Origin of the sequence: Bacteroides ihuae (assembly GCF_900104585.1) — a bacterium.
In the GTDB taxonomy this organism is placed as follows: domain Bacteria; phylum Bacteroidota; class Bacteroidia; order Bacteroidales; family Bacteroidaceae; genus Bacteroides; species Bacteroides ihuae.
In genome coordinates this window covers 161,459-173,614 of record NZ_FNVX01000005.1, presented here as the reverse complement: position 1 = coordinate 173,614, position 12,156 = coordinate 161,459, and the positions used below count along the sequence as shown (strand labels likewise).

The window sequence follows — 12,156 nt, the reverse complement described above, 5'->3', positions numbered from 1 at the left end:
GAGAGAATACAAAATAAAAATCAGAATGAGGAAGAAAGAAAGATATGAAAGAGTGATTGCATGGTTTCAGGAGAATGTGCCTGTGGCCGAAACAGAACTACATTACAACGATCCGTTCGAACTTCTGATAGCCGTTATTCTTTCTGCTCAATGCACGGACAAGCGAGTGAATCTAATTACTCCAAAACTATTTAGCGACTTCTCTACCCCGGAAGCACTGGCTGCCAGCACTCCCGAAGTAGTGTTTGAATACATCCGAAGTGTATCTTATCCCAACAATAAAGCCAAACACCTCGTGGGCATGGCACGCATGCTAACGAACGACTTTGGTAGCCAAGTACCATCCGAACTAGAACAACTTATCAAGCTTCCCGGAGTGGGACGAAAAACAGCCAATGTCATTCAATCTGTTGTGTTCAACAAAGCCGCCATGGCAGTGGACACGCACGTGTTCAGAGTCTCCAACCGTATCGGGCTGACGACCAATTCAAAGACACCTCTCGCTACGGAAAAAGAGCTAATGAAATACATTCCTAAGAAGCTTGTACCTATTGCCCATCACTGGCTCATACTGCACGGAAGATACATCTGCCAAGCCCGCACTCCAAAGTGTGAAGAGTGTGGCCTGAGGCCTATGTGCTCTTATTATTCCGGCATACATAAACTGAGTAAAGAGGCCGAAAAAGGCAAGAATAAATAATAAATTCATAGCAAAAAAGAGAAATATATACTAACTTTGCACTCATTGAAAAAAGTACTAACACTTTTAAATAAAATAGAGTATTATGCAAACAATTGACCAATTCAATTTTGCCGGCAAAAAGGCATTCGTCAGAGTGGACTTCAATGTACCTTTGGACGAAAACTTCAACATTACAGACGACAATCGTATCCGTGCTGCTCTCCCTACTTTAAAGAAGATTCTTTCTGATGGTGGTAGCATTATCATCGGCTCTCACTTGGGACGTCCCAAAGGTGCTACTGATAAGTTTTCTCTGAAGCATATTGTAGCTCATGTATCAAAAGTACTGGGCGTTGAAGTTCAGTTTGCTAACGACTGCATGGGCGAAGAAGCTGTTGCTAAATCGGCTGCTCTGAAACCAGGCGAAGCCCTATTACTTGAAAACCTTCGCTTCTATGCTGAAGAAGAAGGCAAACCAAGAGGATTGGCTGAAGATGCTACTGATGAAGAAAAAGCTGCTGCCAAAAAAGCGGTAAAGGCAAGCCAAAAGGAATTCACCAAGAAATTGGCTTCGTATGCTGATTGCTACGTGAACGATGCTTTCGGTACTGCTCACCGCGCACATGCCTCTACTGCACTAATTGCCGACTATTTCGATACAGACAACAAGATGTTCGGTTACCTGATGGAAAAAGAAGTAACTGCTGTTGATAAAATATTGAACGACATTAAACGTCCATTTACTGCTATCATGGGTGGTTCAAAGGTTTCTTCTAAAATAGAAATCATAGAGAACTTGCTTTCAAAGGTTGATAACCTCATTATCACCGGAGGTATGACGTTTACTTTCACTAAAGCATTGGGCGGAAAGATCGGCTCTTCTATCTGTGAAGACGATAAAATGCCTTTGGCTCTAGAATTGATTGAAAAAGCAAAGAAGAATAACGTTAAGCTAATCATTGCTGTAGATGCTAAGATAGCCGATAGCTTTTCAAATGACGCCAACACTCAGTTTGTTGACGACGACGTAATTCCTGACGGATGGTCAGGACTTGATATCGGCCCTAAGACTGAAGAGATTTATGCGAAAGTAATCAAAGAATCAAAGACTATTCTTTGGAATGGTCCTACAGGAGTGTTCGAATTCGAAAACTTCTCTCACGGTTCTAAGTCGGTAGGCGAAGCAATCGTTGAAGCGACTAAGAATGGTGCTTTCTCACTAGTAGGTGGTGGTGACTCTGTAGCTTGTGTAAACAAGTTCGGCTTAGCCGACGGCGTATCTTACGTTTCTACAGGTGGTGGAGCATTGCTTGAGGCAATCGAAGGAAAAGTTCTTCCGGGTATCGCCGCAATCAAAGGATAATTCTCGCAAAGCATATACTTATAGGCAGCTTTCCCCCGGGAAGGTTGCCTATTTTTTTAATCTTATACTCTTAAAACACCATCATGAAGAAAATTCTACTTGTATGTTCTTCAATCCTTTTGATACTTTCCGGATGCACCGGGAGCAAAAAAGGAAAGGTTATTTCAGTTGAGCTGCAACCCATCAGCTTAGGAGTCATGTCCTCTATGGACTATGTTCCGTTTATCATCGCAGAGAAAGAAGGCATTTATGACTCTCTGGGATTGAAAGTAAACATTGTGAAATTCTTCTCAACCACCGACCGCGACGCCGCCTTTCAATCGGGCGACATAGACGGAACGATTATAGACTACACCAATGCCGCCTTTCTGCAAACACACCACATTCCGTTGAAAATCGTTATGAAGAACGATGGCTACTTCTGCTTCATAGCCGGAAAAGAAAGCGGTATCAAATCACTTTCTCAATTAAAAGGAAAGAACATTGCCGTATCGCACAACAGTGTGATAGACTATGTTACGGACTTCATTCTCAACAAAGCCGGCATTACTCTCGCAGAAGTGAATAAACCGGAAATAAACAACATTCCCCTCCGACTGGAGATGCTGCAATACGGACAAATTGATGCATCCGTCTTCTCTGATCCTTTTGCTACCATCGCAATGAACAGCGGACATAAATCACTCATCAGTACGCAGGAATTAGGTTTATCGATCACAGGAACGGTCTTCTCTGAAAAGGCTTTGAAGAATAAATCGGAAGATATTAAACGACTGGTCAAAGGATATAATTTAGCTGTTGACTACATCCGAACGCACCCACTGGAAGAGTGGAGACAGATACTGATAGAAGATGTCGGAGTGCCGGAAGCATTGGCCGGTATCATTGCTCTGCCGCAGTATCAGTATGCCTCTCTGCCTGCCGCCAAAGATCTGGAAGGCACCATTGCTTGGTTAAAAGCGAAGAATCTATTGCCACACACGTATAGCATAAAAAGCCTCGTAGACTCCATCTATACACAACCTGATGTAACAACCGAAACTGAATAAAAAAAAGAAATAATCTCTTTTTTTCACCCGAAACGCTTGACTTTGGATGTGAAATGCATTACCTTTGTTAGCGTAATCATAAAATAGTTTGAATTTAAATTACGGTAAAAGGGAGAAGTTGCAACTTCTTCCTTTTTTTGTGCCCAAACAATTCGGATTGCCTCAACGTAGTGCTTTATCGATCAATTGCACGGTTCTCTTTACTCATCTGCAGGGTGCAGTTGAAGCATTTGCACGGTTCTCTTGCCAATTTGCACGGTTGCACTTCACCCAAAATACGGTTGCACTTCAGCAATCTGCTTATTTGTTAGCACCAAGCACCTCTATGTTTTCCAAAAACACCTATTTGTCTGTCCAACAACGCCTTGACCTTTTGCCTCCCTCCTCGTTCGTTAATAATCAGTAAATCGTCTCTTGACAAAAATGACCTCACTATCCCTAAAAAAAGACATTACATCTACTGTTTTATCACAACAAAGGAAGGCACTTATAAAATAATATTGTACATTTGCCCATATGTAATACCTTAAAAATGACATTAAAGCCATGGTACAAAAAATCGCCGAGACAAATGCCCGCGTCGACGTAGCCGACGTATTGAGAGGATTAGCCGTAATGGGAATCATCGTTTTACACAGCATCGAACACTTCAATTTCTACTATTTCCCCGAAAACGTCCCCTTTGAATGGATGAAGTTTACCGACCGAGTCATTTGGGATGGACTCTTCTTCACCTTTGGTGGCAAAGCTTATGCAGTCTTCGCTCTTTTGTTCGGTTTTAGTTTCTTCATTCAAAACGATAATCAACAACGACGTGGAAAAGATTTCCGCCTGCGATTTCTATGGCGCCTGACTTTACTCTTTATCATCGGACAGTTCAACGCATCTTTCTTTACCGGTGAAATATTAACCATGTATGCCGTAATAGGTATCATTCTACCCATCTGTTGCAAATTAAGTGACCGAACAGTAGCGATCATTGGCACCCTCTTAATACTTCAACCCCTCGATTGGGGGAAAGTGATTTATGCCCTCATCGATCCCAACTATACCGCCGGAGAAAGCTTGGGGAACTATTATTTTGGCATAGCCTACGAGGTACAGAAAAGTGGTACATTCCTCGAGACAATACGTATGAACATCTGGGAAGGTCAGTTGGCCAACTTCACATGGGCCTTTGAACACGGACGCATCATGCAGACAGCCGGACTATTCCTCTTCGGAATGCTCGTGGGGCGCAAGCGATTGTTCTTGCACAGCGTTAGCACCGAACAACTATGGTTCAAATCATTGGGCATCGCCTTGTTATGCTTCTTCCCCCTTTATGGATTAAATAATCTATTGCCCGGTTTCATTTCCCGAGCTGCCCTACTCACTCCGTTGCAACTTATAATCAGTTCTTTGAGCAACCTCAGTTTTATGGTAATACTTGTTACCGGAGGCTTGCTTACTTTCTATCGAGTGAAAGACAGAAGCTTCCTTATGCGGTTTACCACTTATGGCAAAATGAGTATGACAAATTACATTGGTCAGTCACTCATCGGCTCTCTACTCTTCTACCATTGGGGATTCTTCCTTGGCAGATACATGGGTATCACCTATAGTTTTATCTTTGGCATTGTTTTTGTTCTTCTTCAGATGGCTTTCTGCTCTTGGTGGTTAAAGAGCCATAAGCATGGCCCATTCGAAGGACTTTGGAAACGCCTGACGTGGATTAGAAAATAAAATAATAAAAAAAAATGGCCGGAAATTATTTCAGCGAACAATATATCAATGAACAGCACCAGCTAATCATTAACCTCATATATAACAAACGACTCAAAGAAGCTTTGGCAATGCTGAGTCAGTATTTGCATGACAGTGCTGACTGGGAAATGCACCAAAAATTGGAACAAATACAGACTTCTTATAGCTATATGCTGCAATATATGAAGCAAGGCGTTGAAGATCCGGCCCGCAAAAAATTATATCTAAAGCTTTTGACCGGCGCAATAGAGATAGCCGACCAATCTCGCTTGGATAAACGCATGGCCACCTCGATTGACTATTATAACATCCTTAAGTCGGGTTTAAAATCATTTCCGGCCGAAAGCCTTAAAAATAGTCGATTAAGTTTGGAAGCATACATCGACAATCTGGCGGTGGCAAATATCCTTCCAAAAACGCCTAATGAAGAGGCCAATCAAGTACGCAAACAGCACGAAGAAACACTCAACATGCTGTTTGAAGAGACATGGATCAATACTTCCTGGAGCGTGGAAGACGAGAAAGAAGCTACCCTATTCTTAAGTTCTGAGCACATGACAGCAAACGACATCAGCCTGTTTGTTAGCGCCGTCACCCTTAGTCTGATGGAATGTTTCGACATAAAAAAAATGATGTGGCTCTTTGATGCCTATACTCATCCCAATGCGCAAATCAACCAACGAGCATTGGTAGGCATTGCTTTCACCATACATCTATATAATAAGCGTCTAATGTTTTATCCTGAAGTAACAGCACGTCTCTCACTGCTCAACGAAAATGAGACCTTCGGCAAAGAGATGAACCGCGCATACATTCAATGGCTACGCTGCCAGGAAACAGAAAAGATAGATAAGAAGATGCGCGAAGAAATCATTCCCGAAATGCTTAAAAAAGTTAATATGCGTGGCTTTAGATATGGCATCGAGGAGTCAGAAGAAGATAATGATGATCAGAATCCCGACTGGAAGAATCCACAACAGTCCGATCTGGAGAATAAGCTGAAAGAGATGAGCGAACTACAAATAGAAGGTGCAGATGTGTATATGAGCACCTTCTCACAACTAAAGTCGTACCCATTCTTCAAAACATTGAGTAACTGGTTTTATCCATTCGACAAGCAACACTCCGAAATTATTAAAGAGTTCAGCGAAAACAATCAGGACGATAGTATCATCGACCTCGTACTTGAGTCAGGCTTCTTCTGCGATAGCGACAAATATTCACTTTGCTTTACAATGATGCACATCCCTAAAGGTCAGAGAGAGATGATGCTGAGCCAGCTTTCCGAACAGCAAATGGACGAATTCAATGATAAGCAAAATAGTGAATCGCTAAAGAAGATTGCTCAACAACCCGAAATCATTTGCAATCAGTACCTCCACAGCCTATACCGCTTCTTCAAAGTTCACCCTCGCAAACAAGAATTCCCTCCTATTTTCGATGGTTTTGTCTCCTTGCACAAATATCCGGTAATTCGCGAGACGCTTCTCAAACCGGAATACTTAATGCAATTAGGTGATTATTATTTCAGCAAAGAACACCCGAAAGAAGCTGCCGAAGTGTATACAGAGGTCATTAGCCTTGTGGGTGGAAGTGCAAATTTGTTTCAGAAAATAGGTTATTGTCGCCAAAAGGAAAAGAGATATGAGCTTGCCATTGAAGCTTACCTAAAAGCTGACATGATAAAGCCTGATAATGTGTGGACCAATCGCCATCTAGCCACTTGTTACCGCCTGACGAAAGAGTATGCTAAAGCCATCGAATATTATCGAAAAGTGGAAACCGTGCAACCGGAAAAACATAATATATTATTCTATTGCGGTAGCTGCCTTGCTGAGTTGCAACGATATGAAGAAGCGCTAAACTATTTCTTCAAACTGGATTTTATAGAAACCGACTGTGTAAAAGCATGGAGAGCTATTGGCTGGTGTTCATTTGTGGAAGGGAAACTCCAGCAAGCAAGCAAATATTATGATAAAGCAATAGAGAAATCTCCTCTGTGGCAAGACTTTCTGAACGAAGGGCATGTATTCTGGTGTATGGGAAATATTGAAGATGCTCTAGGTACATACTTTAAAGCTAAAGTTCTATGCGACAATCAGACTCTCTTCCTAGAACTCTTTCACGAAAATGCAGTGCACTTAATAGAACAAGGAGTGAATGAAGAAGACATTCCACTGATGCTCGACTTAATTTAGCGAACATAAAAGAGAACAGAGTGTTCGTTTTCGCACACTACATAAATATCGTAAAATACTGAAATTCAAAAGATTACTTATTTGGCACATCTCTTGTATTCTTATTGACGAGCAATAAATTTTAAAATAATAGATTTATTGCTGCAACTAAAAAAAGATTAGTTACGTCTAATAGATATAAGAAAGAAAATAATAAAAAACTATTGCTGTCCGGTAAAAATTGAAAAGCATAAAATATCTGTCCGAATTGCCTATAAAAAGGCAGTTCGGCTTTTTCCTTCAAAAAGCAAGCCCTCTTAATCAAAGAGTGTTGGTTCTGGAGGTGATAAACTGGACTGGTTAATGATTCTCAACCATGCTTTTTCCGGATTTTCGCAGAACATATAGAGGTCAATGTAGTACATGAGTGTCTGCCTTATGATTGTTACAAGATTTGAGAAGCTCCATTTCCGTTTAATTCGTTTTCTTATGACAGATAATAGTAAGTTTGGGCACTATCCAATATATTGTGTAAACTCTAGCTCGGGTCTTTAGATTCGAGTTATTTTTTTTATCTTTAAAAATAAAAATATGGATAGTGTTATGTCAAAACGAGAAAAGCGCCAGGCAGTTCCTGCCGAGATGCTCAGTAAAGAGTTCTTGAGTCAATTCAAGACAGAGGAAGATGTTAGTCAGTTTCTCAAAGATCTTCATTCTCAAGTATTGGAACAAATGCTTCAGGGTGAGATGGATGCCCATTTAGGTTATGACAAGCATAGTACTGATGGTTATAACAGTGGTAACTCTCGCAATGGAAGCTTTAGCAAGAAGATTCAGAGCGAGCATGGTGAGCATCTAATCGAAGTTCCTCGTGATCGCAAAGGAGAGTTTGAACCTATTGTAGTTCCCAAACATCAAAGTCGTGGTTTATCTATAGAACGCCTGGTTATCTCTCTTTATGCAAAGGGAATGAGCGTATCTGATATTGAGGATGAGTTACGAGACATTTATCAAATAAACCTCTCTACCAGTGCAATATCAATCATTACCAATAAAGTCACTCAGGCTGCAATTGAATGGCAGAATCGCCCGCTAGAACGATTATATATGGTTGTTTGGATGGATGGCATCGTATTCAAGGTTAGAGAATCTGGGAAAGTGATAAACAAGACTGTTTATCTATGTGTGGGGCTTAATAACCGTGACTACAAAGAAGTTCTTGGTATGTGGATCGGGAAGACTGAAAGTTCTTCTTTTTGGATGTCTGTTCTAACGGATCTCAAAGCACGTGGTGTGGAGGATATACTTATAACGGTAACTGACAACCTAAATGGCTTTACCGAAACCATACGTGCTGTATTTCCCCAATCCACAACTCAAATATGTGTGGTACATCAAATACGTAATTCATGTAGATATGTTGTATGGAAGGATTTAAAAGAGTTTACGGCTGATATGAAAGAGATTTATACCTCCGTCAATCGAGACCAAGCAGCCATCGCATTGGAAGAATTTGAGCGAAAATGGGGTGCTAAATATCGTCATGCCGTACAAAGTTGGCATCGCAACTGGAACGATCTGACTGCTTTCTTTGATTTTCCCATAGAGATACGTACTATCATTTATACAACCAATTTAATCGAAAATCTGAATGGCAAGATACGGAAATATACCAAAACAAAATTATCATTTCCTACTGACGATGCCCTCAGAAAGTCCGTTTGGTTGGCTATTAGTGAGATTGAAAAGAAATGGACGATGCCTATAAGAAATTGGGGTGTGGTTATGAATCAATTTTTAGTTATCTTTGAAAACAGAATCGAACTTTAGCACTCGACTAAAGCTCGAACCCGAACATAGTTTACACAGAATTATGGATAGTGCCTAAGTTTGCAATAAGTGTTACCCATATCTGTGTTTTGATTGCGTTTACGCTCTCTCCAAAGAAGTATCTGAGTGGAAAATTCTGCTTCAACTGCTTGAACAGGCTCTCTATCTGCCAGCGCCGTAAATAAATGGCAATAATTTCTTCCGGTTCCAACTCAAAGTTATTGGTCAGAAGAACGCTTGAGTACTTCTTCTTTTCCTCCCAATACTCTATCCGACGTGAAACATGTGTTATATCGTCCTTTTTAAGCTCTATCATATGATCGCTTAGTACAACCAGCCCATCTTTATTCACAAGAAAATGGCCGTTAAGAGGGGTGTAGCGTAGGCTTTTCTTCATTTTGGTTACATAAAAGACTCCGTTGTCTGTTAATTCTTGAAAGACCTTATAGTCTATGTATGCCCTATCCATGGCTATGAATGCCCCACTTGTCAGTTTTAGTTTAGTAAGCATAACATGATCGTGAGTTGCTGCCGATGTGAAATGAATGTTATAAGGTACTCCTTCCTCGGCTTTGAGCACAGTGTGAACCTTTATGCCTCCTTTCTTCTTTCCATGCTTGGGATTGCGGCCTACACCTTTCAAAACGTTTGAAAACAGTGTTATTGTAGTAGAATCCATGATGTGCAGCAAGCGCTCCCAAGCCTTGTCCGTTCGGCTGTCCGCTAAATCATTTTTGTATTTCCGGTATAGGGAGAAATATATCTGCTCAAAGAACTCATTACTGCGCCTATTGTTGGCTTCTGCCAAAGTGCTGCGTTTTACCATGTAATCTATGCCTAGGTGATTGATCTTATTTGCCTCAGAGAGCATTCCTATTACGATTTCACGTAGAGAATCATAGCGCATCAGCACGGCGTAGAGCATTATTACAAAGTGAGAGTAGCCGTCTAGCTTCTTCACATAGCGCTCATGCAAACCTTTTCGGCTTATTCTTGCAATTTCTTGGCTATCGATCAATTTTAATAGCTGCGCATAAAGCGGCTGTCCGGTAAAATATGTATTTTTGCCCATAGATTTTCCTTTTAGGTGTGGTAACTGCAAAGGAAAGAAAAAGGGCTGGATTCCAAGAGAGGAAAACAGCCCTAATTTTTTGGTCCACTAATTTTTACCGGACAGCAATAATAAAAAACCAATTAATAAGTAAGATCATGAAAGCAACAATGTTTATCAGTAAAGTGATTGTATTAGTAACCCTGTTTTTAAGTGTATGCGGATGGGCTTCAGCAGCCAATAGTAACGACGACGAAAGAAAGTTTATTAATAACGATGTATTGAAAGACGGAAAGGTAGTATCTCGTGAAGTATATGAACTCGAAAAAGGCTCTTCAGCCTTATCTCCGGTTAAGAAGTTTGAATATGCCTATGACGAAACGAAGCAATTAAAAGAGAAAACGACCCATAAATGGAATTCCTCTAGCATGAAATGGGAAAAAGTATCTCTACTCAGTATCAGCTACAACGGAACTGAAACAATTGTAGAACATGCATTATGGGTGCCTAAAAAGAAAGAATTCTCTCCTTCCGATAAATTTGTATATGTAACCAATGTTGAAGACAACATGATTACCCAATACAGTTACAAGATGAACAAACGTACCAAAGAATGGGAACTGCAAAAGAGTGCAAAAGTTCCTACTCTAGACAATATCTTTGCTAAAGCAGAATAAGTTCCTCCGATCAGAAAAGTTATTTAATTACGAGTATAGATAAAAGAATCTGTTCAGTGGTGTGATACCAGTAATTGAGTCAGACAGAAGGCAACCTTATTTGGGTTGCCTTTCTTCATTTTAAGTATCCAGACTCATCATTATTGTTCTTACCTATTGCAACTTCAATGAATCTGCATTCATTATATTTGCAACATTATTCTCAAAGTTGTAGAGTTTCACAGTAGTCTGAGTAGAGCCGGCAGTACCCTGCGGAGTAATGACAACAAAATTCATTTTCGTTGGAGCTAAGGTATTATGATCAATCCATGTACCGCTGTTTGCATAGATTGATTTATCACCATTGTGATTGATAGAAGAGTTTATCAGAGGCACATGACTATGCCCAAAAACAACAATCCTCACATCTGATTTTGGATTAGAAAAGTATTGTGTTTGTGCCTGAACATCAGTTCCGGTAGAGGCTCCTGCATTTTTAATAGCGTCCATTGTAGGGATATGTACCGCAACTCCGTTTATGTTCTCCCGCTGTTGCCAAGTATCTTGAATGCCATTGTAAAGCTTCACGGCAATCGTTCCTCCGGCAACCGTTTGGTAAGGAAGCACGTCGTTTACAGAGTAATTATCCGTAAACCCATCCATTTTGGTTACAATGATTTTCTCATCAAACTTATTTTCAATAGGATATGCCTTTATCATCTTTGCCCAACCTCCCCAATAAGTGTACAATAAGTTTTGGCTCTCACTACCGGAGCTATTGGGCACAACAATAGGCAATACATCACCCAACTCAGTGCACTTCTGCACAACATGAAGAACCGCTATTCTTGTAAAGAAGTATCCGGGAGGCATTATCGTTCCCGGTGCCAGATCCTGATTGGATATTGGGTCGGGAGCACAAAAGAAATTATAACGGTGACCATGTTCAATCGCTATTTCCGGAATTGGTGAATAGGTGCCTAAGCCCAATTGTGTATCACGTTCCTGATGGATCTTCGGCAAAATCTTATCCACATTTGCAGCAGTTATAGTGAGATCATGATTACCCGGAACGTAGGTAACTTTAATTTTCTCTTCCTCAATAATTTGATTCAAGGCACTGATTACTCCTTTATTGGCAGTGGCTATACGCTGCACAAAATCGGTCTGGTCTTTTCCGTTGTAGGTGTCTATATTTGCCGGAACAAACCATTCATCCAACAAATCACCCGCAATAACAAGCTCTTTGATATTGGGTGATTTCCGTACTTCTCCAAGAAAAAGCTCAAGAGAAGCTAGATTCTCTTTACACTCTGCATAAGCAAGATCAGCACCTAAATGCACATCACTAATTACAAAAATAAGATTTCTTTCATTGGTACCATTGCTAAAAGGCTCTACTGAACTAATAGGATCATCACCATCGGAACAGGCGACAAACAAACTCAAAAAGAGTAATAAAGCAGTAAACTTTCTGAGTATACGCATTAACGAGTTTAGATTAAGGTCTTTTTCCATCATATTATCTTTTTAAGTTAACAAAGCTTGCACAAAATTCACTATTCAGCAGTAAAAATAGCAAATTATTAATACATCACAAAT

General features: G+C 40.4%; 9 protein-coding genes. 7 read left to right on the top strand and 2 right to left on the bottom strand.

All coding sequences use genetic code 11. The features are described from left to right. The first annotated feature begins 25 nt into the window (after positions 1 to 25). The 6 genes from nth to BQ5338_RS06365 all read left to right on the top strand — a co-directional run bounded on the left by nth (position 26) and on the right by BQ5338_RS06365 (position 8,847). The gene (nth, locus tag BQ5338_RS06395) at positions 26 to 700 is read left to right on the top strand and encodes an endonuclease III (protein ID WP_071146019.1); all 675 of its coding nucleotides are present in this window, start codon (positions 26 to 28) and stop codon (positions 698 to 700) included. 85 nt (positions 701 to 785) lie between these two features. Then, positions 786 to 2,045 carry a phosphoglycerate kinase gene (locus BQ5338_RS06390; protein ID WP_071146018.1) on the top strand — a complete coding sequence of 420 codons (1,260 nt, stop codon included), beginning with the start codon at positions 786 to 788 and terminating at the stop codon, positions 2,043 to 2,045. A gap of 83 nt (positions 2,046 to 2,128) precedes the next feature. Beyond that, the gene (locus BQ5338_RS06385) at positions 2,129 to 3,094 is read left to right on the top strand and encodes an ABC transporter substrate-binding protein (RefSeq protein ID WP_071146017.1); all 966 of its coding nucleotides are present in this window, start codon (positions 2,129 to 2,131) and stop codon (positions 3,092 to 3,094) included. Positions 3,095 to 3,640: 546 nt separating this feature from the next. Beyond that, complete coding sequence (locus BQ5338_RS06375) at positions 3,641 to 4,819, top strand: DUF418 domain-containing protein (protein WP_071146015.1); 1,179 nt, start codon at positions 3,641 to 3,643, stop codon at positions 4,817 to 4,819. 14 nt (positions 4,820 to 4,833) lie between these two features. Next, positions 4,834 to 7,038 carry a tetratricopeptide repeat protein gene (locus tag BQ5338_RS06370; protein WP_071146014.1) on the top strand — a complete coding sequence of 735 codons (2,205 nt, stop codon included), beginning with the start codon at positions 4,834 to 4,836 and terminating at the stop codon, positions 7,036 to 7,038. Between the two features lie 621 nt (positions 7,039 to 7,659). Next, entirely contained in the window at positions 7,660 to 8,847 is a 1,188-nt protein-coding gene (locus BQ5338_RS06365; protein WP_205409942.1) for an IS256 family transposase, read from the top strand. A 31-nt stretch (positions 8,848 to 8,878) separates the two neighbouring features. Here the strand turns inward: BQ5338_RS06365 and BQ5338_RS06360 are convergent, their stop codons facing one another. Then, the gene (locus tag BQ5338_RS06360; RefSeq protein ID WP_071146012.1) at positions 8,879 to 9,919 is read right to left on the bottom strand and encodes an IS4 family transposase; all 1,041 of its coding nucleotides are present in this window, start codon (positions 9,917 to 9,919) and stop codon (positions 8,879 to 8,881) included. A gap of 137 nt (positions 9,920 to 10,056) precedes the next feature. Between BQ5338_RS06360 and BQ5338_RS06355 the strand changes: the two genes are divergently transcribed. Beyond that, on the top strand, positions 10,057 to 10,575 hold the full coding sequence (locus BQ5338_RS06355; RefSeq protein ID WP_071146809.1) for a DUF3836 domain-containing protein: 519 nt from the start codon (positions 10,057 to 10,059) through the stop codon (positions 10,573 to 10,575). A gap of 153 nt (positions 10,576 to 10,728) precedes the next feature. Here the strand turns inward: BQ5338_RS06355 and BQ5338_RS06350 are convergent, their stop codons facing one another. Further along, positions 10,729 to 12,075: a metallophosphoesterase gene (locus BQ5338_RS06350; protein ID WP_078063412.1), complete on the bottom strand. Its 1,347-nt coding sequence runs from the start codon at positions 12,073 to 12,075 to the stop codon at positions 10,729 to 10,731. Positions 12,076 to 12,156 lie beyond the last annotated feature (81 nt).